This is a genomic window from Desulfococcus multivorans (assembly GCF_001854245.1).
GTDB classification, from domain to species: Bacteria; Desulfobacterota; Desulfobacteria; order Desulfobacterales; family Desulfococcaceae; genus Desulfococcus; species Desulfococcus multivorans.
In genome coordinates this window covers 2,429,085-2,453,253 of the sequence record NZ_CP015381.1, presented here as the reverse complement: position 1 = coordinate 2,453,253, position 24,169 = coordinate 2,429,085, and the positions used below count along the sequence as shown (strand labels likewise).

At 56.6% G+C, this 24,169-nt stretch carries 21 protein-coding genes; 4 read left to right on the top strand and 17 right to left on the bottom strand.

The features are described 5' to 3' along the window. The first annotated feature begins 42 nt into the window (after positions 1-42). A complete protein-coding gene (gene fusA, locus dmul_RS10720; RefSeq protein ID WP_020877546.1) occupies positions 43-2,118 on the top strand; it encodes an elongation factor G in 2,076 nt (691 codons plus the stop codon). A 32-nt stretch (positions 2,119-2,150) separates the two neighbouring features. Here fusA and dmul_RS10715 read toward each other — a convergent pair whose 3' ends face one another. From dmul_RS10715 to dmul_RS10660, 12 genes are all read right to left on the bottom strand, one after another. Next, positions 2,151-2,945 carry an EI24 domain-containing protein gene (locus tag dmul_RS10715; protein ID WP_020877547.1) on the bottom strand — a complete coding sequence of 265 codons (795 nt, stop codon included), beginning with the start codon at positions 2,943-2,945 and terminating at the stop codon, positions 2,151-2,153. 7 nt (positions 2,946-2,952) lie between these two features. Beyond that, positions 2,953-4,050, bottom strand: a complete 1,098-nt coding sequence (locus tag dmul_RS10710; RefSeq protein WP_020877548.1) for an SPL family radical SAM protein — start codon at positions 4,048-4,050, stop codon at positions 2,953-2,955. A 17-nt stretch (positions 4,051-4,067) separates the two neighbouring features. Next, positions 4,068-4,700, bottom strand: a complete 633-nt coding sequence (locus tag dmul_RS10705; protein WP_020877549.1) for a cytidylate kinase-like family protein — start codon at positions 4,698-4,700, stop codon at positions 4,068-4,070. Positions 4,701-4,854: 154 nt separating this feature from the next. Then, on the bottom strand, positions 4,855-5,502 hold the full coding sequence (locus tag dmul_RS10700; protein ID WP_020877550.1) for a site-2 protease family protein: 648 nt from the start codon (positions 5,500-5,502) through the stop codon (positions 4,855-4,857). 202 nt (positions 5,503-5,704) lie between these two features. Beyond that, complete coding sequence (acs, locus tag dmul_RS10695; protein WP_020877551.1) at positions 5,705-7,735, bottom strand: acetate--CoA ligase; 2,031 nt, start codon at positions 7,733-7,735, stop codon at positions 5,705-5,707. Between the two features lie 218 nt (positions 7,736-7,953). Then, positions 7,954-9,276 carry an L-lactate MFS transporter gene (locus tag dmul_RS10690; protein WP_020877552.1) on the bottom strand — a complete coding sequence of 441 codons (1,323 nt, stop codon included), beginning with the start codon at positions 9,274-9,276 and terminating at the stop codon, positions 7,954-7,956. 122 nt (positions 9,277-9,398) lie between these two features. Further along, a complete protein-coding gene (locus tag dmul_RS10685; RefSeq protein WP_020877553.1) occupies positions 9,399-9,998 on the bottom strand; it encodes a TetR/AcrR family transcriptional regulator in 600 nt (199 codons plus the stop codon). Between the two features lie 427 nt (positions 9,999-10,425). Then, a complete protein-coding gene (locus dmul_RS10680; protein ID WP_020877554.1) occupies positions 10,426-11,388 on the bottom strand; it encodes a ParB/RepB/Spo0J family partition protein in 963 nt (320 codons plus the stop codon). Next, positions 11,378-12,274 (bottom strand): phosphoribosylaminoimidazolesuccinocarboxamide synthase, encoded by an 897-nt coding sequence (locus dmul_RS10675; RefSeq protein WP_020877555.1) that lies wholly within the window; start codon positions 12,272-12,274, stop codon positions 11,378-11,380. Before dmul_RS10675 ends, dmul_RS10680 begins: the two co-directional genes overlap by 11 nt. 113 nt (positions 12,275-12,387) lie before the next feature. After that, entirely contained in the window at positions 12,388-13,596 is a 1,209-nt protein-coding gene (locus dmul_RS10670; RefSeq protein ID WP_020877556.1) for a cyclic nucleotide-binding domain-containing protein, read from the bottom strand. 10 nt (positions 13,597-13,606) lie between these two features. Beyond that, entirely contained in the window at positions 13,607-14,215 is a 609-nt protein-coding gene (locus tag dmul_RS10665; RefSeq protein ID WP_020877557.1) for a GTP-binding protein, read from the bottom strand. A gap of 135 nt (positions 14,216-14,350) precedes the next feature. Continuing rightward, positions 14,351-15,268 (bottom strand): hypothetical protein, encoded by a 918-nt coding sequence (locus dmul_RS10660; protein ID WP_020877558.1) that lies wholly within the window; start codon positions 15,266-15,268, stop codon positions 14,351-14,353. Between the two features lie 420 nt (positions 15,269-15,688). Between dmul_RS10660 and mdh the strand changes: the two genes are divergently transcribed. Further along, positions 15,689-16,621, top strand: a complete 933-nt coding sequence (gene mdh, locus dmul_RS10655) for a malate dehydrogenase (protein WP_020877559.1) — start codon at positions 15,689-15,691, stop codon at positions 16,619-16,621. Positions 16,622-16,625: 4 nt separating this feature from the next. Here mdh and uvrC read toward each other — a convergent pair whose 3' ends face one another. Genes uvrC through ispF form a run of 3 tightly spaced genes read right to left on the bottom strand, consistent with a single transcriptional unit; the run spans position 16,626 to position 20,920 of the window. Continuing rightward, positions 16,626-18,452 (bottom strand): excinuclease ABC subunit UvrC, encoded by a 1,827-nt coding sequence (gene uvrC / locus dmul_RS10650; RefSeq protein WP_020877560.1) that lies wholly within the window; start codon positions 18,450-18,452, stop codon positions 16,626-16,628. Beyond that, a complete protein-coding gene (gene uvrB / locus dmul_RS10645; protein ID WP_020877561.1) occupies positions 18,453-20,441 on the bottom strand; it encodes an excinuclease ABC subunit UvrB in 1,989 nt (662 codons plus the stop codon). Then, the gene (gene ispF / locus dmul_RS10640) at positions 20,438-20,920 is read right to left on the bottom strand and encodes a 2-C-methyl-D-erythritol 2,4-cyclodiphosphate synthase (protein ID WP_020877562.1); all 483 of its coding nucleotides are present in this window, start codon (positions 20,918-20,920) and stop codon (positions 20,438-20,440) included. Before ispF ends, uvrB begins: the two co-directional genes overlap by 4 nt. Before the next feature lie 404 nt (positions 20,921-21,324). Between ispF and dmul_RS10635 the strand changes: the two genes are divergently transcribed. Further along, positions 21,325-22,032 (top strand): LysM peptidoglycan-binding domain-containing protein, encoded by a 708-nt coding sequence (locus dmul_RS10635; RefSeq protein ID WP_020877563.1) that lies wholly within the window; start codon positions 21,325-21,327, stop codon positions 22,030-22,032. 199 nt (positions 22,033-22,231) lie between these two features. Here dmul_RS10635 and dmul_RS10630 read toward each other — a convergent pair whose 3' ends face one another. Continuing rightward, positions 22,232-22,714: a YcgN family cysteine cluster protein gene (locus dmul_RS10630; RefSeq protein ID WP_020877564.1), complete on the bottom strand. Its 483-nt coding sequence runs from the start codon at positions 22,712-22,714 to the stop codon at positions 22,232-22,234. A 324-nt stretch (positions 22,715-23,038) separates the two neighbouring features. On the opposite strand from dmul_RS10630, the gene cutA reads away from it, so the two are divergent. After that, entirely contained in the window at positions 23,039-23,356 is a 318-nt protein-coding gene (gene cutA / locus dmul_RS10625; RefSeq protein ID WP_020877565.1) for a divalent-cation tolerance protein CutA, read from the top strand. On the opposite strand, the gene dmul_RS10620 is transcribed toward cutA, so the two are convergent. Further along, positions 23,346-24,110: an RluA family pseudouridine synthase gene (locus tag dmul_RS10620; protein WP_020877566.1), complete on the bottom strand. Its 765-nt coding sequence runs from the start codon at positions 24,108-24,110 to the stop codon at positions 23,346-23,348. The two genes, cutA and dmul_RS10620, sit on opposite strands and share 11 nt — an antisense overlap. Between the last annotated feature and the right edge of the window lie 59 nt (positions 24,111-24,169).

The following is a 24,169-nucleotide window of genomic DNA, read 5'->3' as shown; positions in this document are numbered from 1 at the left end:
ATTTTTCCATAAATTCAAAAAATAATGCAGAGAGGAGTTTAAATGGCTGAAATGGTTGATAAGTTGAGAAATATCGCCCTGGTTGGGCACGGCGGTGCCGGCAAAACATCCCTGGCCGAGGTGATGTTGTTTGACGCCGGTGTGACCAATCGAATCGGACGCGTGGAAGACGGCAACACCGCTATGGATTTTGAACCCGAGGAACTGAAACGGAGCTCAAGCATCTCAACCGGGCTGCATCAATTGACATGGAAAAAGCATACGGTCACGTTGCTCGACACGCCGGGAGATCAGAATTTCTTTACCGATACGAAGCTCTGCATGGAAGCCGCGGACGGCGCCGTTTTCGTTGTCGACGCCGTGGACGGCGTAAGGGTTCAGACCGAACAGGGGTGGGCGTTTGCCGGGGACTTCAACATGCCCTCCGCGATATTCATCAACCGGCTCGATCGCGACCGCTCCGATTTTCAGCGGACGCTCCAGGACATCCAGGAAAATTTCGACACCCCCAAACCGATCCTGCTGCAACTGCCCATCGGGAATGTGGCGGATTTCAAGGGCATCGTGGACCTGATCACCATGAAGGCCGGCGTTTACGACGCCGACGGGAAAATGGCGATGGAGGATATTCCGGCGGATATGCAGGAAGCTGCCGAGGCGGCCCGCGAGGAACTGATCGAGAACGTTGCCGAGGCGGACGACGCGCTCATCGAACGATATCTCGAAGGGGAAGTCCTGTCCGACGACGACATCAAGACGGCCCTTCGCAAAGGAACCCTCTCCCGGACGTTCGTGCCCGTCCTCTGCGGATCGGCCATCGCCAATGTCGGCATCAACCTGCTCATGGATTTCATCGTGAACGTCATGCCCTCCCCCGAGGACCGCGGCTCCAGGGTCGGCAAGCACCCCCACAAGGACCAGGAGGTCGAATGCATCCCCTCCCCCGATGCGCCGTTTTCCGCGTTCGTGTTCAAGACCATTGCGGATCCTTATGCCGGGCGTCTCAATCTGTTTCGGGTGGTCTCCGGAAAACTGGGCAGCGACGGAACCTTCTACAACAGCAACAAGGACACCAAGGAACGGTTCAACCAACTGCTGACGGTTCTGGGAAAAGAGCAGAAGCCGGCCAGGGAAGCTATTCCCGGTTCAATCCTGGCGGTGGCCAAACTGAAGGAAACCTTTACCGGCGACACCCTTTGCGACGATGGGAACAAGGTCCTCTTCAAATGCGCCGAACCCCTGCCCACCCTCATCTCTTTTGCCGTTTCAGCCAAAAACAAGGGCGATGAGGACAAGGTCTTCAGTTCCCTCACCAAGATCATGGAAGAGGACCTTGGTCTCAAACTGGATCGAAACTCCCAGACCAAGGAAATCCTTCTGTCCGGCAGAGGGCAGGTCCATATCGAGGTGGTGGTCGAAAAACTCAAGCGGAAGTTCAACGTGGAGGTGGCGCTCAATCTCCCCAAGGTGCCCTACAAGGAAACCATCAAGAAGAAGGTCCGGGTTCAGGGACGGCACAAGAAACAGACCGGCGGCCACGGCCAGTTCGGCGACTGCTGGATCCAGATGGAACCGATGCCCCGGGGCGCCGGCTTTGAATTCGTTGACGCCATTGTCGGCGGCGCCATTCCAAAGACCTATATCCCCGCCGTCGAGAAGGGGGTGATCGAAGCCTCCGAAAAGGGCATACTGGCGGGCTTTCCCTGCGTCGATTTCAGGGTTACCGTGGACGACGGCTCCTATCACACCGTCGATTCTTCTGAAATGGCCTTCAAGATCGCCGGCGCCCTTGCCTTCAAGAAAGCCGTAGAGCAGGCCAAGCCGGTGCTCCTCGAACCGATCATGAACGTTACGGTGGTCACTCCCGACGAATACATGGGGGACATCATGGGCGACCTCAACGGCCGACGCGGGCGGGTCCTGGGCATGGACACCGAGGGGAAGAACCAGGTCATCAAGGCCCAGGTGCCTTTGGCGGAATTTCTGACCTATGCTCCGGATTTAAGATCCATGACCGGCGGACGAGGCATGTACACCATGGAGTTCTCGCATTACGACGAAGTTCCGGCCCAGTTGGCGGAAAAGGTAATCGAAGAAGCCAACAAAGAGAAGGAATAAGATCCCGACCGGGGCAGCCCGGTCGATGGCTTTCAGCGACGCGCCGGGGAATCCGCTTCACGAGAAGGGGGTTTTCCGGCGTTTTTATTTACGGCGGCAACGGCGCAGAGGGTCGCGGCCACGGTGCCGTAAGCCGGCGCAATGAACCATCCCAGTATCGGGATGACCAGAAGCAGCATGAACCCCATTCCGATACCCGTGACCAGGGCACGGTGCCCCCGGGTGAAACGAACGCGATCCCGTACCGCGTAATTTTTCCGTTCCAGGGTATAATCGACCAGAGCGCACCCATTGAAATAGGCCTGGATCAGGAAGATGACCGCCGCGGAGATCACCGCGCCCACAATGGGGATCAGAATCATCAACCAGGCCGAGAGAACCAGCAGGACCATTCGGATCAGGTTCCTCAAGCTCAAATGAAGTCCCCTCAGAACGTCTTTCAACACCTGCCGGATCTGAAACGGTACGTCGGGGCCGTCCAGAATCTTCTTCTCCGTGATTTCAGAAAGATACCCCAATACCGGCGAAAAGAGGATCAGCACCACGGGCTGGTAGAGGATATACCCGCTGAGAAACAGGAGGCACCACAGCAGCAGGTGGGTGACGGCCGGCAAAAAGCCCCATTTCATGAATTCGGGAAGGTAATTCTGGTGAATGTGGGCGGCGATGTCACCGAAGTACAGGGCGCCGATGCTGATGAGCGCGATAAAAAAACTGAAACTCATCAGGCCCGGCAGGATCATGTAGGGCCAGAGACGGTGGCGCAGAATGGCCCGATGTGCTTTTGGGTAGTACCCGAGCGCCGTCAGGATGGATGAAATGGCCATGGACACCTCACGTCGTGAGATTGCAGTGTTGAATGGCGCTTTCGTCGAGCATCCAGGGAAGCCCCCCCTTTTCGGCCGGGGTGAATCCGAAGGATTTTTGCCACACCTCGTCGTCCTCCATGCAGAAATAGACCGTCACCTCGGGGGCGATCCGCCTGAGTGCGTCGTAGATGCGGCGGTAAAGGCGGATTCTGAGCGGCTTGAAATAGCGCATCTTCTCATCGATGCCTGGGACGAACTCGCCGTAAACAAGGGTTGAATCCGGAAACCGCTGCTGAATGGTCGGCTTCAAAGCAGGCATGAAACGGAAGGAGCCGATGCTGATCCAGACGATGTTTTCCGGAGAGACATGCTGGAAAATCTGCTCCACGACCTTTTCATACGCATCCTCGCAACCGTCATAAACGACCATGGGGTCGAAATGGAAGGCCACGGGATATCCCCAGGACGCGCAGTCCGCCGCGGCCCGGAGCCTTGCCGTGAGCGCGGCGGTTCCGCGTTCGTTCTGCCGGATCACCGTCTCGGTGTTGACGGACCATGCCGCGATGGTTTTGCGACGATGGTCCAGGTGTTTCAGGGCGTCGACGGCGGTGGTCTTGGTTTTCAGCTCCAGCACCGAATGGGTCTGCCGGGCAAATCTGGGCACCAGGACCCGTGAGAGATCGGTCCAGTATTCCCAGATCATGCTGTCGGTGAACTCGCCCGTTCCGATGCGACGAAACGTTTTTTGTTCGAAATGCCGGTCCAACTCACGGTGCATATCGTCGTGGTTGACGAAGTATTGCAGCACCGGGGGGTGAAAATAGGACTGCAGAATGCAATAGGCGCAGTCCATGGTGCAGAAGGTTCCCACATGGAGGATCATGTAGTCGCAACAGCGGTAATGGCGTGTTCCGGGACATTTTCGGATGAAGGGTCCGCGGTTCCGGGTGAGGAACAGCACCTCCTTTCCCTTTTGAACCGGGTCGTCATCAGCGGAAACCGCCTCGAAAACCTCCCGGGCCCCCGACACGACCACGGCGGGAACAGGGCGTCTCGACCGGATGGCGGCGACCAATGGGTGATCGGCCACCTCCTGGTCGATGTAGATCTGGGTTATGGGCAAGCAGGCCTTCTCTTTCCTTATTCCGCCAGGTGGCAGACCAGGTCCGCCACCATTCGGTAGACGAAGTCCGATGCCTCCTCCATACTCAATTTGCTCATGTTGAGCACCACATGATAGAGTTCCGGTTTATCGAAGTCCTTCTTGCCGAATCGTTTATAGAGGTTGGCACGCCGTTTTCCCATGGTTTCAACCACCTGGGTGGCTTCTCCATAGGAGAGACCGTAGTGCTTTTTCATGAAGTTGATGCGGTCCACCTTTTCGGCGATCAAAAGAATGTGAAAGGCCTTTGGATGGTCCTGGAGGATGTACTGCCCTCCCCTGCCGATGAAAACGATGTTGTCTTCCTTGGCGATCTGGGTGATGATCTCATGGAGGGATTCCACATACTTATCTTCATCCAGAAACCCTTTCTCTTTTCCGAGAATCCGCTCTACGTAAGACGTGGAGATGAGTCCCGACATGAATTTCTGGAGCGCTCCTCCGGCCTCCTTTTCGAAATCCTCCACCCAGTCTCTGGAGACATTCGCTTTTTCCGCTATTTTCTCAACGATTTCCTCATTGACAAGCGTATAGTTCAGCTTTTTGGCAATCAATTGCCCCAATGTCTTTCCGCCCGCGCCATACTGCCTGGAGATGGTAATCACTGCCATGAGAGACCTCCTTGAGATTGATGAAATATGGGTTCAGGTCGTCGATGCAATGCCGAGTGACGCCGTCGCCGGAATATCCGAAACAGGTATTTTGAACATAATCAAAAGAATATTCAGGGTCAAGAAAGAAATCCGTTGCATGGGCGCCCGGAGGTCAATCACTGATGATGAATTTGAATGCGCGGACAACCCATGGGTTCAACAGGGTGCTGACGGGTTTCCAGTGCGAAAACCGTTCGAAAAGGAAGATGCCGATCAGTATGTACGGACCCATGCGGGTATAGAGTTGGTGTGCATTTTTTCGGGGGTCCAGAAAGGTGCTGATCAGACTCGCTCCGGCGAGGGGCGGGATTGGAATCAAGTGGTAGACGGCGGTGGTGACGTTGACGATGGCGACCATGGTAAAAACCCGGTCCTGAGAACCCCAGTGGCTCAGCACCCAGACGATGCTTCCCGCGATGCCGGCCATGAGGAAATTGGCGACGGGTCCGCCGAATCGGACGAGGATGGCGGCAAGAGCCGGGTTGGCGAAGGGTGTCGTGTCGATATCGACCTTTCTGGGCCATCCGAACCCGGCGAGCAGAAAGGAGAGCGTCCCTAAAATATCGAGATGGAGAAAAGCATTGAAGTGGAAGCGACGGCTGCGGTCGGGTTGAACATCCCCCAGGGCCGTCGCTACGAAGGCCTGCCCTTCGGCATGGATCATAACGGCGAGTAGTGCGGAGATGACGAATGCCGTGACATCGTCGAGGGCCAGATGGGCGGCGCCGATAACATAGGGAACAGGTAAGGGTGTATCCACGATTCAGCCGGTTTCACAGTCGTATCAGGACCGGGGCCCTGGACTCTGTTTCATGAAGAAGGCAGGGGGCAACCCCCTGCCTTGTAAATAAGACATCGAATTATAAATTATTTATCAGAAATCACGGATCAACACAACTTTTTTTTCAACAGAGGGTCGTCGCTCCGAGGTCTTCGGAGCGACAGCCGCCTGTCTGCGCCGGTCATGCCATTTTCTTGATGGCCTCCACCACCTCCGGATTTGCGAGGGTCATGGTATCCCCAACATCGGTGCCGTTGGAGATGGCCGCGAGAATGCGTCGCATGATCTTGCCGGACCGGGTCTTGGGCATGTCGGGAACGATCCAGACCTTCCTCGCCTTGGCAATGGGGCCGATCTCATTGATCAAGGCCTTCTGGACCTTCTTGGCAATCTCGTCACTGGCTTCATAACCCGGCTTCAGGGACACGTACATATCCGGTTCCACGCCCTTGATCTCGTGTTTGACCGGGACGACGGCGGCCTCGGCGATCTCTTCCACCACCAGAGCGGCGGATTCGAGTTCCTTGGTGCCCAGACGGTGGCCGGAAACGTTGATAACATCGTCGATGCGGCCCAGGATCCGGACGTATCCGTCGTCGGCCATGATGGCGGCGTCACCGGTCAGGTACGGCCAATCCCGCCAGTCTTTGCTGTTGGGATTCTTGCAGTACCGTTCAAAATACTGACGGACGAAACGATCGCGGTCGCCCCAGATGGTCTGGAACATGCCCGGCCAGGGATTCTGGATGCAGATGTTCCCGGCCTTGCCCTCGCCGCTGGGGACTTCCTTGCCCTCGTCGTCCAGGATGATGGGATGGATGCCGGGCATTCCAGGTCCGGCGCTGCCGGGTTTCATGGCTTTGATGCCGGGCAGCGTGCTGCAGAGGAAGCCGCCGGTTTCCGTCTGCCACCACGTGTCGACGATGGCGGCCTTGCCTTTGCCGACGACGTGGTAGTACCACTTCCACACCTCGGGCTCGATGGGCTCACCCACGGTGGTCATGTGCTTGAAATCGTAATTGTACTTCGCCGGTTCGTCCGGACCGATCTTCCGGAGCGCACGAATGGCCGTGGGGGCGGTGTGAAAGATATTGACCCCCAGGTCCTGGGCGATCCGCCAGCACCGTCCGGCGTCGGGGTAATTGGGAATGCCTTCGTAAATGACCGTCGAGGCTGCCAGCGCCAACGGCCCGTAGACGATGTAGGAATGACCCGTGATCCAGCCGATGTCGGCCATGCACCAGTAGACGTCTTCCGGATGGATATCCTGGACATACTTGGATGTGGCGGTGACATAGGCCAGGTAGCCGCCGGTGCCGTGCTGGCAGCCCTTGGGCTTGCCGGTGGTGCCGCTGGTGTACATCAGGAAGAGGGGCGCCTCCGCCGGCATCTTGACGGGCTCGACCCGCTTCCCGTAGTATTTCTTCAAAACGTCGTTGACAAAGAAATCACGGCCTTCGACCATGGGCGTTTCGGCGGAGTATTTGCCGTTGTAGCGTTGCCACACGAGAACCTTTTTGACCTTCTGGCCTTGCTTGGTCGCCTCCTCGACGGCTTCGTCGGCCTTGATTTTGTGGTCGAGAAGCTTGCCGCCCCGGTAGTAGGCGTCCATGGTGATCAGGACTTCGCTTCCGGAGTCGACGATTCTGTCGGCGCAGGATTTGCCTGAGAATCCGCCGAAGACCTGGGAGTGGATGACGCCCAGCCGGCAAAGGGCCAGCATCGTGATGGGGAGTTCCGCGGACATGGGCATGTGAAGCGTGACCCGATCCCCGGCCTTCAGACCGCAGAAATCCTGAAGCAGGGCGGCAAATTCGTTGACCCGAACCCAGAGCTCCTGGTAGGTCACATGATCTACCCTCTCCTCCTCGAGTTCCGGAACGAAATGGATGGCGGTCTTGTTGCGATTCTTGGCCAGGTGGCGGTCGACGCAGTTATAGCTCGCGTTGATGAGCCCGCCCTTGAACCATTTGTAGCAGGGGGCGTCGCTGGTGTCGAGGATCTCGTCCCAGTACTTGTACCAGTCGAGAAGGTCCGCGTACTCCTTGAAGCAGTCGGGCACGTTTTCCAGGGAGAACCGATCGTATATGGTCTCATCCGTCATGTTCGCCTGGGCCACGAACTTTAATGTCGGCGGGTAGTAGTCTTCCTCTTTCCAATGGGATGCGATTTGGGCTTCAGAGACTTCAGTCATTTCAGGTTTTTCGGCCATGGTGTTTTTCTCCTTCGTCGTTTTGGTTAAATGGGTTGCGAACAACCGATTCATCAGTTCCGATAAATAGGGTGATCATTTTTTTGGTTTTTGGGTCTTTTTTTGCCGTGATCATCGAGCCGACCGTCTTATGGGATGCATCACCTCCCGCGCCGCTTCCTTCGTAAGGGGGTCGGGGCCTGAAGAACGTCCTTTTCAGACGTCCCTCAAGCGTTCTTCTATGCCTCCGAGGTCGCCGTTCCGCGGAATTTCGACCATTGCGGCCGTTTGGTGACCCGAGCCAGAATCACCGCCAGGACCAGCAGCGCTCCGGAGATATAGAAGGCGTATGCCAGGCTGCCGGTGAGGTCTTCAATGGTGCCGCCGATTCGGGCCATGAAGAAGCCGAGACCCCATCCGATAAAGACCAGGCCGTAGTTGAAACCCAGGTTTTTGGGGCCGTAGAAATCGGCCGTGAAGGACGGCATCAGGGAGAGACCGCCGCCGTACTGCCAGTAACCGACGCCCACCACGAGAAAGAGGAGGAAGACGTTGTTGGATGCGATGACGAAAGGAAGCATGAACATGCAGAGGGCCGAGACGCCGCAGTTGATCGTGTAGGCGTTGACGCGGCCGATCTTGTCGGAATACCATCCCGTGCCCACACGTCCGGAGGCGTTGACCAACCCCCCGAAAGAGACCAGGATCCAGGCATTGGCCATGAAGAAGGGCATCTCCTTTGCGGCCTTCAGCATCAGGCCGTTGGCGTTGGCGATGATCAGCAGACCGGATTGGGTGGTGAGGATGAACATAATGACCAGGGCGTAAAATTGCCACGTCTTGAACATTTCGGAGGCTTCCCAATCGTGAGACGTCGATTTGGCGACTTCGCCCACCCTCAGCGCTCTGGTTTTGGGGCCGGCCGGCGGAACATATCCGGGAGGCGGGGTTTTCAGCAGCTGGCCGGCGATGATGACGACCACCGCGAAAAAGACTCCCAGCCCGACGAAGCTTCCGGTGATACCGTAATTATCGATGAGCCACTGGCCCAGGGCGCCGATGTAGAGCGCCGCACCGCCGTATCCGCCGACCACCAGGCCCGAGATCAGCCCGCGCCTGTGAGGGCCGAACCATTTCAGGGCCGCCGGTGTCGGAGCGGCGTAGCCGATGCCCATGCCGATGCCGCCCAGGATGCCGAACCCGATGATCAAACCGGCGTAGCTTTTCATGAGGCCGGCGACGATGCATCCAGTGGCCAGGCAGAGCCCGCCCAGGACCGCACCGAATTTGGGGCTGATTCTATCCTGGATTCTGCCGCCGGGGATCATCAGAAGTGCGAAGATGATGACGCAGAGGGAAAAGGGCGTTGCGGCCTGGGCGTTGTTCAGATAAATCCACCCTTCGTTGACACCGCTCATGATTTGGCCGGCCCGGTCGGTGTTGACCAGGGCGGTCTTCCAGATACTCCACGCATAGAGGATGCCGAGACAGAGGTTGATCGCCGTTCCAGCGAAGGTCGTGATCCACGCTTGTGCGGGTTCTTTGGTAAGTTGTTCAGCCATACTTGTTGCCTCCTTTGTTTGGATACCCGTGATTTATGTTAAAGAATCATGACGCCTGCATTGAAATTGATGTTGCCTTCCGTTTCATTCCTCTTCGATTAACGACGTGCTTCTCCCCCCTTTCATAAGGTTTTCTTCAACAGCTTTGTTTTTATCCCCCGACGGAATATGTCGAATGCCGTATCCAGGGTCTTTTCCAGAAAATCCTTGTCGCCTTCGATCATCTTTTTGCTTTCTTCCCAGAGGACGATGCCGGAAAACATCGACCAGATGATGTCCGCGAGGACCATCGCAGGCTTGTCGATGACGGCGCCGTTGTGGATCTCCTCGTCGAACAGTCTGGCGATGATGGTCAGCGAGTTCCTGGATAGTTTCTTGATGTCGGCGATGAGGTCGGAGGATAAATTTTTCAGGGTTTCACTAGACTGGAGGTGGAACATATTGATCAGCATCAGGGGGTCGAATTTGTAGACATCGTGCATGGCTTCTCTGAGGGCTTCAATCTTCTGGTCGACCGTCAACCGTTTCCGGTTGTCGGCCACGTGCCCCAACCGGATGTTGAGATACTGGAGAATACGGATCGAGAGCGAAGAAAAGAGCTCGTCCTTGTTTTTGAAGTAAAGATACAGGGTCCCGGGGCTCAACTCCGCTTCCTTGGCAATGTCCTCCATGGTCGCCTTGTTGAAACCTTTCGTGGAAAAGACACGTTTTGCCGCAATCATGATTTGCTGGCGCCTGCGTTCTTTTTCCCGTTTTTTTCGTTCCTGTATTCCCATAATTTACTGAACCGGATTTATTTGTTTGAGTGGACTATGAATTATATGAAAAAATTAGTCAAGAAAAAAATATTTATTAATTAAAAAATTATGAAAAAAATAAGAATACAGCAAACACTAATCCTATGTAACTTTTTATGAACAAATGTGATTTAAATGAATTACAGGGGGTTGTCGAGTTTTTCAGAAGGGGTGAGGTGCTGAGGAAAAAGGGGCGCTGCGGGCCAGGGGAGGCCCTGGGACCAGCGCCCGAGGTCGTTATGGGATTGTAAAGCCCTCAAGACAACGCACGGTGTTCAAGGGGCGTTGCCGACAGGGGAAAGACGATCCCTGTCGGCAATACGTTCCGGTCACGACGCCGAAAGTCGAACCGTCAGAAGTCCTTCGAGAGAAGTCGATCCAGTTCCGGACGGTCGATGATCTTTCCAAGGGTGTGATGGAGGTGTCTCAGCTCGGCGATATTCCGGAATCGAAGCGTCAGGGAAAACGTTTCTCCCTCCAGGTTCGGGGGCAGAACGAGTTTCATTGGATTCTTGAGCCCCAAAGCCCTGATGAGAGCGGTTGCCTGTTCCTCCGATTTTTGAATGGCGGGATAGCGTCGGCGTTTCAGCAGCTCGCGAAGTCGTCCGACCTTTACGTTCGGTTCCGTATCGTCGTCGGCCAGGAGGGACGTTATGGTCGGGGTTCGGAGAAGTTCGGGGATGCTCAAGCCCTCTCTCCGACTGATCTCTTCAATCATGGTGAGGATCTCCCGCTGCTTGCCGAGGCTCATCCTGAATGTGAGCAGCAGTTTCGCCAGCACCTCCCTTTCCGCTTCGTCGAAGCGCTGTAGCTCTGAAGCCATCGCCAGGGAGAGGGTTCCGTCAATGATGCCGGCCTGAATCCCGGGGGAAAGCCGACAGAGCCCCCGAAGTTTACGAATCATGGGGGGGCTTTCCGGAATGCCGCATTTCGCCGAGGCGGCAGCCAGGTCGGCCGTATCTTCATAATAGACCGACAACAGCGACAGCGCCCGGGATCTTTCGATCAGATTGAGGGGCCGCTGGAGAGCGTTTTCCGCAACGGCCATTTCGGCGCAATCCCGCGGTGTGGCCGTTGCGGGAAGGATTCCCGCCGAAACGGTCGTCTGATTCAACGATCGGCACGCGGCGATCCGCCTGAAGCCGTTGACGATCACTAAACGGTCCTCGGTCCGCATGAGGGTCGGGGGCACCAGCAACCCCACGGCCGAAATGGATCGGGCGAGATCTGCGGTATTTCGATCCGTCGAGATCTGAAAAGTGGTGTCATTCCCATCGACGGCCGAAATCGGAACGCATACCGAGCTACAGGTCATAGGATTTACCCGTGAGCGCGACGAAGGCCTCCATATATTTCTCCTGGGTGCCTCGTATGACGTCGTCGGGGAGCACGGGTCCGGGAGGCTGCCTGTTCCACGCGATCGATGTCAGGTAATCTCTCACGTATTGTTTGTCGTAGCTTTTCTGGGACCCACCGGGAACATAGGCGGCTTTGGGCCAGAAACGGGATGAATCGGGTGTCAGGATTTCATCGATCAGGATGATGTCCCCGTCAACGATGCCGAACTCGAATTTGGTGTCGGCGATGATAATGCCTTTTTCCTCTGCAAGGCTCAGCCCCTTCCGGTAAATGGAGAGACTCAGGGTTTTGAGGGTTTCCGCCGTCTCGCGTCCGATCCGCTTTACCGTCTCGTCGAAATCGATATTGACGTCATGCTCTCCGACATCCGCCTTGGTGGACGGCGTGAAGATCGGTTCGGGCAGTTTCTCGGACTCCTTGAGGCCGGGAGGAAGCCGGATGCCGCAGACGGTTCCGGATTCCTGATAACTTTTCCAGCCGGAACCGGAGAGATAACCGCGCACAACGCATTCGATGGGAATCGGCCGGGCCTTTTTCACAACCATGCTCCGATCCTTCAGAATGTCTTTGTAAGGGGCGCAGACGGCGGGAAACCGTTCAACATCTCCGGTGATCACGTGGTTGGCCACAATCGGTTCCATAACCTCGAACCAGAAAAGGGATATCTGGGTCAACAGCCTGCCCTTTGCCGGCACCGGATTCGGCAGGACGACATCATAGGCGGAGATTCGGTCGGTGGCCACCATCAGAAGTGTCTCTCCCAAATCGTAGATGTCCCTGACTTTTCCCCTGGCGAGGAGTTTCAATCCCGGAAAATGCGTTTCGATTACGGTATGTTTCATCAGCGATCCTTATTCAATTCATGAATGCCGTGGACGCCCTGTGTTCTTGAATCACGGGCGATGTCGGCCGGCGTCAAACCCCCGGCCTTTGAATACATCGATCTGTTAAATACTCACTCAACTTTCGACTTCAACGGGCCAATGCCGGGTGGATACGGCCCGCGCCCCACGCGGTTTTGTTTTAGAAGATTCCCGGCGACATTCGTCGTCGCCGCAATATTGACGGCGATGTTTTCGATGAGATTTTTAAAGGTCAGCGGCAGATCTTCGTATTCACTCTCGAGCGACCCGGCGTCGATATCGGTGGTTTTTACGTCGCCTGAAACGAACACCGAAACCTGGTGAGGTTCGTGCCCGATATCCAGGAAGGGAACGGTGCCGAGATAATCCCCTTCTCCCAGATTGGCGATAAGGAGGGTGCCGTGCTCGGTTTTCCGGGTCATAGCGGCATGCCCCCTCTCTATTCTGAGCAATCGTCCTTCCTTCAATGTCCGGGGCGGCATGAGTGCTTTATCCCGGATGACCTTCGGCAGGGTGTCGATCCGGTTATAATAATTCACGCAGGCGCCGGTCACCTGGCTCAGGCGTCGGTCGAGGCTGAGAATATACCCCCTGAACGCCGGACTCAGCATGGCGAATTCCTTGGACATGCGTTGAATATCCAGAATGCCGAGCTGGACGTCGGTGGTCGCCGTGACCGTCGCTTTTCGGGTGTTTTCCTGAAACAGAAAGGCGGTCACGCTGCCGATGAAAGCGCCTGGCCCCACCCGTGAGACGGTGAGCCTGCCTCGGGGTGTACTCCTGATAATATCGAGCGTTCCCTCCAAAACCACCCATATCCAGTTGCCGTGGTGTTTTTCCTGGGTAACCAGCTCCCCTGCCGCGTACAGCTCTTCGTCCACGACGTAAGTGTAGTCGATAAAATGCCTTCGGATGAACGGCGGCGCCGCGGGATCCGGGACGTTTTTTTCGAGGGGCGGCGGTCCGAGGGTTTTGATCCTGCCGTCGTCGAACAGGCGAAGCCCCTCCAGGATGATCTCCATCCGATTGGTGGTGATGATCCTTTTCGTGGAGACGGGTCGTTCCTGAAATTCAAAATCCCCTTCCAGCCAGCCAAACAGCGCGTATACGGCTTCCAATCCCCTGGCTCCAGGGGCGTGGGCGTCGATGATGTTGCCTTTTTTGAAATAGATGCATCCCGGCTCGTGAGCGTAGGGGCTGAAAATCCGCAGCAACCCGGATCCACCGCCGGAGCCGACCAACTGAAGGATATCTCCAAGGCTCAAAAAACCAAGGCTGCCTGCAAGTGCGACTTTTCCCATGAGATCCGCCTCACCACCCCATCTGTGTTTTCAAGGATCTGAGCGTCAATTTCAGGCATGCCTTCAATGTCGGTCCGACGCCTTCTCCTTTGACGGCGCTGGCCGGAAACGAAGGTGCCTTGAGCTGTCGGTTCATGTCCGTCTCCATCTGGCTCACGGACAGAAGCGGGATGCCGTGCTCGGCCAGGTCTCTTTTGTTGTATTGCAGCACCAGGGGGATGTTGAGGATGCTGGTGCCGTATTCCCGAAGATTCAAGTGAAGATCCTTCAACGATTCCATGTTCTTGATTCTTCTGACCTGGAGCGAATCCGCAACGAAGATGACGCCGTCGACATCCTTTAGAACTATTTTGCGGGTTGATGCATATTTCACCTGCCCTGGAACGGTATAGAGCTTTACCCGGATGTCGTATCCCCTGACCTTGCCGAGGCCCATGGGAAGAAAATCAAAGAACAGGGTCCGGTCCCCTTCGGTTCTGGCGGAAACCATCTCGCCCGTCACTTGCTTCCTGAAGGTCTTGAAGATGTATTCAAGATTGGTGGTCTTTCCGCCCCGGCCCGGTCCGTAATACACGATTTTGACCTCGATCTCCCGAGACTTCAGATTGATGTTTGCCATTGGTAACCCCAGATCGAAAAGAACGTCAGTGGGCGTTTTCACGTCAAGCCGCGCAGCTTCCGGTGCTCGTTTGAGAGGGGATCGCATGCCGCAATCGGGAAAAGACCGTCAAAACAGCGGCGCCATGAATTGATATTAACCGCCCTGTACCTGAATATCAATGTTAAAATGCCCGGCGCCGGCGTCGTCGGATGAAATCCACTGTTTTCCAACAACGGTCGCTTTGCTGCTGAACATCCCGTCGTCGAAAAAGCAGAGAACGGTGTTCAGGACGGTTCCAGGGGTCAGGCCGTCGGCAAGGGTCGTTTCCTGAACGGCAACCGAGATCCGGACGACGTCCGCCGATTGTGAGAGGATGTCGAATTCCCGCATTCCCTGACCGCGCTGGGCGTTGGGCGGTTTCAGACTGATGGAGTTGAAGCGCCTGACGATTTCGCCGTGCTTCGTTCCGGCGGCGGGCCCGGAGGCTTCGTCTTTCATTTCCGCCGGCGGCACCTCGACACACAAGCGTTTCTCCGCGACCAGTTCCTTGACGTAACGCTGCAGTGTGAGCCATTCGTCCCGATTCATCAGGCCGCTGTTATGCCAATGGCGAAGCAGGGCCGATGCTTCGGCGGTCCTTCCTTTCTCCAGATGGCAGCGGATCATGTGCTTCGACGCTTCGAGTCTCGTTTTCGGCGTTTTGATCAATTTGGCGAACTCCTCGACGGCATGGTCGTACTGCCCGAATTCGGCCAGTGCCGCCGCGCCTTCCAAGGCGGCCTCTTCCCGGTCCGCGGAGGCGCAGAAATGTCGTTTCATAACCTCGATGACAGCATCCGGAGGCGTATAGACGGCGGGTTCGTTTTCCATTCGTTGCATGCGGTTGTGCAATCGCTCCAGCCGGCCGGCGACGGCTTTCAGAATTTTTTTGTGATGGTGGATGCGGTGGGCATGCCGTCCGACGAGGTCGGCGGTCTGCTGATATCTTTCCCTGGACGCTTCGTACAATCCTTGTTCGTCGTAGAGCGCAGCCTCTTTCAACAAGGACCGGATCTGTTCCTCGATCGCCATTGCGAACTCCATTGTACCGATAAAGGGTCGTTCCCATGTTAACCGCACGCACGGCGGCTGTCCGGCCGCCGTGAAACGCATTTGCGATCGAACCGAACGGGCCGCTGATCCGCCGCCGCGCTCGCCGCCTTCCCGTCTGCGGCGTTTCCGGTCGTCATGACGAAAGTCGAAAACTGAATCATAAATCTGTTGACAATAGTGAAACAGTGCGATTAGATTGCTTTTTTAAATTTGACGATTTCATAAAAACTCAGAATTCAAGATCTTAACCCCATTATATTGCTGTTGCATGCGAATACAGACAGTATATGTTGTGCCGGAATGTTGCGGAACGTGTTACGGGTGCATCGAATTTAAAACCGGACGATATCCAGTACCTTGATTATAATAAAAACTATACCAATTAACAAGGAGAAAATTATGGACAAGAAGGTCACGGTTGTTGGCGCTGGAAATGTTGGGGCTACAGCTGCCCAGAGATTGGTCGAAAAAGCCTTGTGTGACGTGGTGCTAGTGGATATTGTCGAAGGCGTTCCCCAGGGCAAGGCCCTCGACCTCACCCAGGCCGCCGCGATCGAAAAACACGATGCGAAGATCATCGGCACCAACAGCTACGAGGAGACGGCCGATTCCGACGTGGTCATCATTACCGCCGGAATCCCCAGAAAGCCCGGAATGAGCCGCGACGACCTGATCAGCACCAATGCCGGCATCATGAAGAACGTCACGACGCAGGTGGCCAAATACTCTCCGAATGCCGTCCTTATCATCGTCAGCAATCCCCTTGACGCCATGTGCCATGTCGCTTTTGAAACCAGCGGTTTCCCGAAGAACCGCGTGATCGGAATGGCCGGCGTTCTCGATTCGGCCCGTTTCAGAGCGTTCATCGCCATGGAACTGAATGTGTCGATCGAAAATACCCATGCCTTCGTCCTGGGCGGTCACGGGGATACGATGGTTCCCCTGCCCCGGTATTCAACGGTTTCGGGCATTCCCATCACCGAACTGATATCTCCGGAAAGAATCGATGCGCTGGTGGACAGAACGGCCAACGGCGGCGCGGAGATTGTCGCCTTCCTTAAAACCGGCAGCGCATTTTATGCCCCCGCCTCCTCGGCGGTGGAGATGACGAAGGCCATTCTCTACGATAAAAAACAGATTCTCCCGTGTGCTGCTTATCTGCAGGGAGAATACGGCATCAACGATCTTTTCATCGGCGTCCCGGTGAAGCTCGGCAAGGGCGGCGTCGAGGAGATTATCGAGATCAAATTGACGGACGACGAAATGGCCAGGCTGAAAAAATCCGCGGCTGCCGTCGAAGAACTCAAGGCGGTTCTGGCAAAGCTCAAATAAGCGGTCAGGGGGAATGCCGAAGCGCCCTTTTCAGGGCTTCGGCCACCGTTTGACTGATTCCGGGCACGGCCCTGAGCTCTTCCAGGGTCGCTGCCCGGATGTTTTTGACGGTCCCGAAATGATCGAGAAGCGCTCGTTTTCTCCGGGACCCGATTCCCGGAACGGCATCCAGCGCCGAAGCAAGGGCCTTTTTCCCCCGGCGTTTACGGTGAAAGGCGATGGCGTGGCGATGGGCCTCGTCCCGAATGCGCGCCAGCAGGTTGTAGACCGCTTCTTCCCGGTCCAGATTGACCGGATTGACGCGGCCGGGAAGGTAGATCTTGTCGCGTGTTTCCCCTGCCGCTTCATCTTTTTTGGCGATCCCGATCAGTTGAAAGGCCCCTTCGAGTCCCAACTCCCGCATCACCGCAGCGGCGATATTCAGCTGCCCCTTGCCGCCGTCCACCATAAGCAGATCCGGGAACGGCAATGACTTTTCCCCCTTGCCGTAGCGCCTTTTGAGCACTTCCGCCATGGCGGCGTAATCGTCGGGCCTGTCCACCGTCCGAATGACATACTTCCGATAATCTTTTCGACTGGGGCCGCCATCCTGGAAGACGACCATACCCGATACCGGCGATGTGCCCAGGATGTTTGAATTGTCAAAACATTCGATTCGGTGGGGCGGCCTATCCATTTTCAGTCGGCGCTGGAGCCGCTGGAGCAACAACGCGTTCTCCGCTTCGCCCGAGGTCCGACGCCGCAGCTCATCGGCCGCGTTGTCGTTGGCCATCCGGATGAGCCGAACCTTTTCGCCCCGCTGCGGGTATAGGATGCTCACCTTCTCGCCCTTCAGATTTCCCAGCATCGCTTCCACCAGCGGCACACCTTCGATGGGCACCGGCGTGAGAATCTCTTTCGGGATGAAGCCCGCCCGTTCGTAATACTGTCGAATAAACGCCTCGACCATCTCGGGCTGGGCGGCAAACGTCTCTTCGAAACGGAAATGACGCGAGCCCGAAAGGTATCCGCCTCTTACGGAAAGCAGGGTGATGAGGAAGGACGATCCGGCGCCCGCGAGCCCAATGACGTCCCGATCCTTGAAATCCGTTGAGACGGATATCTGTTTTTCAACCACCTTCTGAAGGGCCAGCATCCTGTCCCTGAGCTCGGCGGCCAGTTCATAGGTTTCGGGATTTTCCGCGGCAACCGTCATCTCATGCCTGATCTTTTGAATGAGATCCGATGTCCGGCCCTTCAGAAACAACACCACTTCTCTTACGATCTCCTGATAAACGTCGGGATCGACCTTCCGGCAACACGGGCCGAGACACCCGCCCATCTGATAGTTGAGGCATGGCCGGGTGCGGTTTTTGAGCACGCTGTTGCGGCATTTCCTCAGCTTGAAATGCTTGTTGATGACCTTCAAGGTCTGGTACATGGCGCCCGGCGTCGTGTAAGGGCCGAAATAGAAGGCGCCGTCGTTTGCGATCTTCCGGACGACCTGCAGATTGGGATAGGGTTCACGGGGATCGAGCCTCAGGGAAGGATAGCGTTTGTCGTCCTTGAGAATCACGTTGTAGCGGGGATGGTACCGTTTGATGAGATTCGATTCCAGAATCAGTGCGTCGTTTTCGGTTTCCGTGATGATGGTGTCGAACGTCGCCGCCTTTTCCACCAGGAGGGCGGTCTTGAGATCCGACTGGACCGGTTTCCTGAAATAGGAGGAGAGTCGTTTCCTGAGATTTTTAGCCTTTCCGACATAGATGACGACCGCCTTATGGTCTTTGATGAGATAAACGCCGGGGAGGGAAGCCGTGGCGGCCAGTTTTTCGAGGATCGCGTCGTTCATTTAAAACAGGGTGAGCTCCTTGAGGGCCTTGATCTGATCACGGAGCTGGGCGGCCTGTTCGAAGGCCAGCTCGCGGGCGGCCGCTTTCATCTCTTTTTCCAGCCGGCGGATCTCCTTTTCGATGTCGGCGTCATTGCCGAAGGCCGCTATGGGCTCCGCGATTTTGTCGACAAAGGACTCCTCGGTTTCATGGACGACGTTGAAGGTCGGCGAGAGGCTTTTTCGAATGGTGGTCGGTACGATGTGGTGTTGCTGGTTGTAGGCGGACTGGATTTTGCGTCGTCTTTCGGTTTCGTCGATGGCCGATTTCATGGCGGCGGTGATCTTTTCGGCATACATGATCACCTCGCCGCCGACGTTTCGGGCCGCCCGCCCGCATGTCTGTATGAGAGAACGGGCCGATCGCAGAAACCCCTCTTTGTCGGCGTCGAGGACGGCCACGAGGGAGACCTCCGGAATGTCGAGGCCTTCTCGAAGGAGGTTGATGCCAACGAGGACGTCGAATTCGCCTTTCCTGAGATCCTGGATAATCTCCATACGCTCGAGAGTGTGAATGTCCGAGTGGAGGTATTTTACCCGGATGCCCAGATCGCTGTAGTAGTCGGTCAAATCCTCGGCCATCCGTTTGGTCAGCGTGGTGACGAGAACGCGCTCGTTCTTCCGGATCCGCTTTTGGATCTCATCCAGAAGATCGTCCACCTGGTGTTCCGCGCTTCTGACGTGAATACGGGGATCCATGAGGCCTGTGGGGCGTACGATCAGCTCCACGAGCGCGTCTTTTGCCTTCTCGAGCTCATAGTCCGCGGGCGTTGCCGACACGTAGACCACCTGGGGAACTCTTTTCCGGAATTCCTCGAATTTCAGGGGGCGGTTGTCCATGGCCGACGGCAGGCGAAAGCCGTATGCCACGAGGGTCGATTTCCGGGCGTGGTCGCCGTTGTACATGCCCCGGATCTGAGGCACCCCGATATGACTTTCATCGATGAAGACCAGAAAGTCCTTCGGAAAATAGTCCAGAAGGGTGGGCGGCGGCTCCCCCGGGTTCCGCCCGGTGAGATGCCGGGAATAATTTTCAATGCCGTTGCAGTATCCCAGCTCCAGCATCATCTCCAGATCGAAATGGGTTCGTTCTTCAATGCGTTGGGCTTCGATGAGTTTGTTCTCCCCTCTGAAATCGGCGATTCGGGTTTTCAACTCCGCCGTGATGGTTTCCACGGCGCTCTGGAGCGTCGTTTTGGAAGTGACGTAGTGGCTGGCGGGGAAAATCGCTGTTTCGCCAAGTGACCTGACGCTTTTCCCGGTGAGGGGATCGATCTCCAGAATCTGCTCGATTTCATCTCCGAAAAATTCGAGGCGCAGGGCGACATCCTCTTCGTAGGCCGGAAAGATCTCAACCCGGTCTCCCCTGACCCTGAAGACGCCCCGGTGAAAATCGAGGTCATTGCGTTCATATTGAATCTCCACCAGATCGGCAAGCAGTCGGTCGCGGTCCATCTCCATGCCGGTGCGGAGAGAGAGCCGCATGTCGAGGTAGTCCTCGGGGGCGCCGAGACCGTAGATGCAGGAGACGCTCGACACCACGATCACATCCCTGCGGGACAAAACGGACCTGGTGGCGGAATGGCGCAGCTTATCGATCATTTCGTTGACGGAGGCGTCCTTCTGGATGTAGGTGTCGCTGGTGGGGATATAGGCCTCGGGTTGATAATAATCATAATAGCTGACGAAATATTCGACGGCGTTCTGCGGAAACAGGGATCTGAATTCGGCGTAGAGCTGCGCGGCAAGGGTCTTGTTGGGCGCTATGACGAGGGCCGGCCGATCCAGCCGTGCGATGACGTGGGCCATGGTGAAGGTTTTACCCGAGCCCGTGACGCCCAGCATGACATTATGGGGCGTTCCCCGCGCAATGTTGGCACAGAGGGCCCGGATGGCCGCAGGCTGGTCGCCCGTGGGCACCAGATCCGATATCAGGGTGAAGAGGGTCATGACGACATCGCCGATTGCAGCAGGACGACGCTCGTTGCGGCAATCCCCTCCCCCCTGCCGACGGCGCCCAGACCTTCCGTGGTGGTGGCTTTGACGTTGACCCGATCTTCGGGGACCCCCAGCGCGCTTGCGATGTTCCGGATCATCTGCGGGCGGAAAGGGGCCATCCTGGGTGCCTCGGCAAAAATTGTCGCGTCGAGGTTGACCAGCTCGAGGCCTTTGCTGCGCACCATATCATGGGTTGCGATAAGCAGGCGTATGCTGTCAATATTCTTGTAGGACGGGTCCGTGTCGGGAAAATGGCGGCCGATATCTCCCAGACCGGCGGCGCCGAGAAGGGCGTCGCAGATCGCATGAAGAAGGACGTCTGCGTCCGAGTGGCCGAGCAGTCCCCTCTCGAATGGGATGGTAACGCCGCCGATAACGAGTTTTCGATCGCGTACCAGTTGATGGACATCGTGTCCCATACCGATTCGCATGGGTCTCCTCGCAGATATCAATACACGTTAATGAAGCCTCGGCCCGGCATCCGCAGTGGGGACCGGTGAGCGGTCGCAGACTGAAGCGGCCGAGCAGTCCGCCTGCCGCGGACGCACCCCTTCACCCTGCCATCCGGGTGAAAGGCATGGGCCGGTACACCTGTCGGCACCCGTCCCTGAACACCGAGTTAAGTAATCAAATAATAACACACGAATCCATATCGGTAAACAGATCCGCGATCACCGTCATGAACGTTGAGATATCATTTCAATTGAGATATCATATTGTGAACCGGAAAAAACTCTGATAGAAATGGAGGCAACGGTCCGGCGGCTTTCCAGGATACCGGCCGCCCATAACAGCCATGCCGGCGAACCGCATTGCCGGTCGCCTCGGGGGAGAAATGAAATCTTTCAAAATCAGCGAGTTGGACATAGGTATGCCCGCTGTTTTAGCGGGTGCGGGTGTTTTGACATTGATCATCTGCCTGATCGTGTTGATACCGGGCAAGGAGACCGACACGGATACCCAGGCGACGGAGGCGGCTGTCGCCGGGCTGGAGAACCGTGTCGTGGAGATGGAAAACCGGCTCAACAACGCGCTTGCCGCTCTGGAAGCGAAAACGGCTGAAACGCCGTCGGAAGAGGCCTCCTCCGACGCGGTCTCCGAGAGAACGATGGTAATTCAGTCCTTGACCGAGCAGGTGGCGAGCCTCCAGAAGAAGATCGAGCATATCGACAGCCGTCAGGGGAATCTCGAACAGCGCGTTGTCTCCCTCAGCTCGACTGCACAGACAGGAAAATCGAACACCCAGCGGCCGTCGACAAAAACGGTTTCAAAAAAGGAGACCGCTTCAGCACCAGCGGCGAGATCGACCCCGAAAAAAGCGCCTGAGAGGAAAGTCGCGGCCAAAACCCCTGCAAAGAAGACAGATGTCTCGGCAAAGCCTCCCGTCGCCTCGTCGGCCGGATATCATGTTGTTGCGGCGGGGGAAACCCGGTACGGCATTGCACGACGGTACGGCCTCAATGTGGCGGAACTCGATCGCCTCAACGGATTTACGTCGGAAACCATCATTCAGCCGGGTCAGAAGATACGGGTCCGGAAATGATGCATCCGTAACCGTTGTTTTTTCAATTCTCAACTCAACTTTCGACTTTCATAGGCCGGTGCCGCTTTCCGGTTACCATCATGAACGTCGAAAGTTGAATTCTCAAGACGTGATGCCGGCAGGCGGTCTGTTTGGAAGGTAGCCGTAACGCATGACAGGGATGTCGGGACGATGGGTCGACCGTCAAAAATGAGCGTCCTCAGTCCGGCGCCTCCTCCCAAAACGCCATATCGTCGCTCTCCGTGCCGCCCGGAATGATGTAAGGCTCCAGATCGTCGACATTCACGCAGGCTTCCGAAATGGCTTTGTTTCTCAGGGAAATGCCTGCGGAATGAACGGTTTCCGGGCTGCCGGAAATGAGGGGATGCCACCACGGCAAAGGGAGGCCTTCCAGAAGACGGCGATAGGCGCAGGTCGAAGGCAGCCAATGGCATTGGGCAACGATGTCCGGGGTGAGCGACATGCAGTCCGGAGCGCGCTGCTCGCGGTCTGCGTAAGCTTTGCATCGGCATTCATGGATATCAAGGAGCCGGCAGGCGACGCTTGTATAGAAAACCGCTCCCGTCTCCTCGTCCTCGAGCTTGTGGAGGCAGCATCTGCCGCATCCGTCGCACAGGGACTCCCATTCGGCCGGGGTTAATGCATGCAGTGACTTGTACTCCCAGAATTTTTTGGCGGACATGCGCTTTCACGGCTCCTGATCATAGAAGGCTGAAGACTGAAGGCTGAAGACTGAAGGGGTGCGCCTGCGACGAATGGAGCGTTTACATTCCTTCAGCCTTTATAGGCTATAGGCTGAAGACTGAAGACTGAAGGGGTGCGCCTGTGACGAATGGAGCGTTTACATTCCTTCAGCCTTTAGCCTTCAGTCTTCAGTCTCAATTTTCAGCCTCTACCCGGTCATCCTGACGAAAACCGAAAGTTGAAATTAATATATATTACCACCGGTGCCCCTTAAAGGGAAGTGTCGGTGTGCTTTTTTTGCCGCAAACGAGGAGGTCGTCCGATGATGTCCGACTATTGTCTGGTGACGGTGGCCTGCGCCACCCGGGCCGATGCCGAGGGACTTGCAGCCGGGATTCTGGAGAAACGTCTGGCCGCATGCGTTCAGTTGTCGGAAATTACGAGTTTCTATGAATGGAAGGGGGTGCTGCACAAGGATCCCGAGGTGCTCATGCTGATCAAAACCCGCCGGGATCTTTATCCGATGCTGGAGTCGCATATCAGCCGGCATCATTCCTACGAAGTTCCCGAAATCGTTCAGATTCCCATCGAAAACGGTCTGGCCGCCTATCTGGGATGGATCGACGAGGTCACCCGATAATCCTTGCAATGTCCGCGTCCGCGTCCAACATTCGGATGATGTCCCCGGGTAACCGGCGGGAGCCCAGGGTGACGGGGCGATCGGTGCCGGGCGGCACCAGGGTGATCGTCAAGGCGTGAAGCGCCAGGCGGTTGAAGGCCATACTCTTGAGATGCCGGATGGATTGGGGGGTGCCGTAACGGGCGTCGCCGACGACGGCATGGCCCGCCATCCTGGCGTGCCGTCGAATCTGGTGCTTGCGCCCGGTAACGGGCTCACACTCGATCAGGGTGTAACGGGAGGTGTGGCGGAGAATCCCGTACCGGGTTCTGCAGGGGACTTTCTCCCCCTTTCCCGAAGGATGCTTTCGTCCTCCGGCGGCCTTCGAAAGCGGCCAGGTCCAATCCCCCCACTGAACATCCGGCGGCAACGCCAATCTTCCGTGGACCAGGGCGGTGTAACGCTTGGCGACGCGTTTTTCCATGAACTGCCGTGAGATCCACTGCAGGGCCGTTGCCGAGCAGGCCAGAAGGACAACACCGCTCGTCTCCTTGTCGAGGCGGTGAGGCGGATGAAAACCGAATCCGGGATCATACCCGAGGGAGCGGGCCAGGCTGCCCCGATGCGCCACATATCGGGCCGTTATGGAACAAAGATCCCGTCCGGGGTCGTTATGAACGCTGACGCCAGGCGGCTTGGAAACCGCGACCCATCCCCTGCCCCAACCCAGCAGGTCATCGGGGTGAAGCGCCGGAGTCGGCGGCGCCGTGGTCATGAAGCCGACACGCCCCTGCGCTCGGAAGATTCAGCCGCCGGCGGATTGCCGCGTTTCGG

What these genes read in the sequence shown, in the direction of transcription:
- fusA (WP_020877546.1), top strand. Translation starts at nt 43, where the DNA reads ATGGCTGAAATGGTTGATAAGTTGAGAAATATCGCCCTGGTTGGGCAC.
- dmul_RS10715 (WP_020877547.1), bottom strand. Translation starts at nt 2,945, where the DNA reads ATGGCCATTTCATCCATCCTGACGGCGCTCGGGTACTACCCAAAAGCA.
- dmul_RS10705 (WP_020877549.1), bottom strand. Translation starts at nt 4,700, where the DNA reads ATGGCAGTGATTACCATCTCCAGGCAGTATGGCGCGGGCGGAAAGACA.
- acs (WP_020877551.1), bottom strand. Translation starts at nt 7,735, where the DNA reads ATGGCCGAAAAACCTGAAATGACTGAAGTCTCTGAAGCCCAAATCGCA.
- dmul_RS10690 (WP_020877552.1), bottom strand. Translation starts at nt 9,276, where the DNA reads ATGGCTGAACAACTTACCAAAGAACCCGCACAAGCGTGGATCACGACC.
- dmul_RS10685 (WP_020877553.1), bottom strand. Translation starts at nt 9,998, where the DNA reads ATGATTGCGGCAAAACGTGTCTTTTCCACGAAAGGTTTCAACAAGGCG.
- dmul_RS10680 (WP_020877554.1), bottom strand. Translation starts at nt 11,388, where the DNA reads ATGACCTGTAGCTCGGTATGCGTTCCGATTTCGGCCGTCGATGGGAAT.
- dmul_RS10675 (WP_020877555.1), bottom strand. Translation starts at nt 12,274, where the DNA reads ATGAAACATACCGTAATCGAAACGCATTTTCCGGGATTGAAACTCCTC.
- dmul_RS10670 (WP_020877556.1), bottom strand. Translation starts at nt 13,596, where the DNA reads ATGGGAAAAGTCGCACTTGCAGGCAGCCTTGGTTTTTTGAGCCTTGGA.
- dmul_RS10665 (WP_020877557.1), bottom strand. Translation starts at nt 14,215, where the DNA reads ATGGCAAACATCAATCTGAAGTCTCGGGAGATCGAGGTCAAAATCGTG.
- dmul_RS10660 (WP_020877558.1), bottom strand. Translation starts at nt 15,268, where the DNA reads ATGGCGATCGAGGAACAGATCCGGTCCTTGTTGAAAGAGGCTGCGCTC.
- mdh (WP_020877559.1), top strand. Translation starts at nt 15,689, where the DNA reads ATGGACAAGAAGGTCACGGTTGTTGGCGCTGGAAATGTTGGGGCTACA.
- uvrC (WP_020877560.1), bottom strand. Translation starts at nt 18,452, where the DNA reads ATGAACGACGCGATCCTCGAAAAACTGGCCGCCACGGCTTCCCTCCCC.
- uvrB (WP_020877561.1), bottom strand. Translation starts at nt 20,441, where the DNA reads ATGACCCTCTTCACCCTGATATCGGATCTGGTGCCCACGGGCGACCAG.
- ispF (WP_020877562.1), bottom strand. Translation starts at nt 20,920, where the DNA reads ATGCGAATCGGTATGGGACACGATGTCCATCAACTGGTACGCGATCGA.
- dmul_RS10635 (WP_020877563.1), top strand. Translation starts at nt 21,325, where the DNA reads ATGAAATCTTTCAAAATCAGCGAGTTGGACATAGGTATGCCCGCTGTT.
- dmul_RS10630 (WP_020877564.1), bottom strand. Translation starts at nt 22,714, where the DNA reads ATGTCCGCCAAAAAATTCTGGGAGTACAAGTCACTGCATGCATTAACC.
- cutA (WP_020877565.1), top strand. Translation starts at nt 23,039, where the DNA reads ATGATGTCCGACTATTGTCTGGTGACGGTGGCCTGCGCCACCCGGGCC.
- dmul_RS10620 (WP_020877566.1), bottom strand. Translation starts at nt 24,110, where the DNA reads ATGACCACGGCGCCGCCGACTCCGGCGCTTCACCCCGATGACCTGCTG.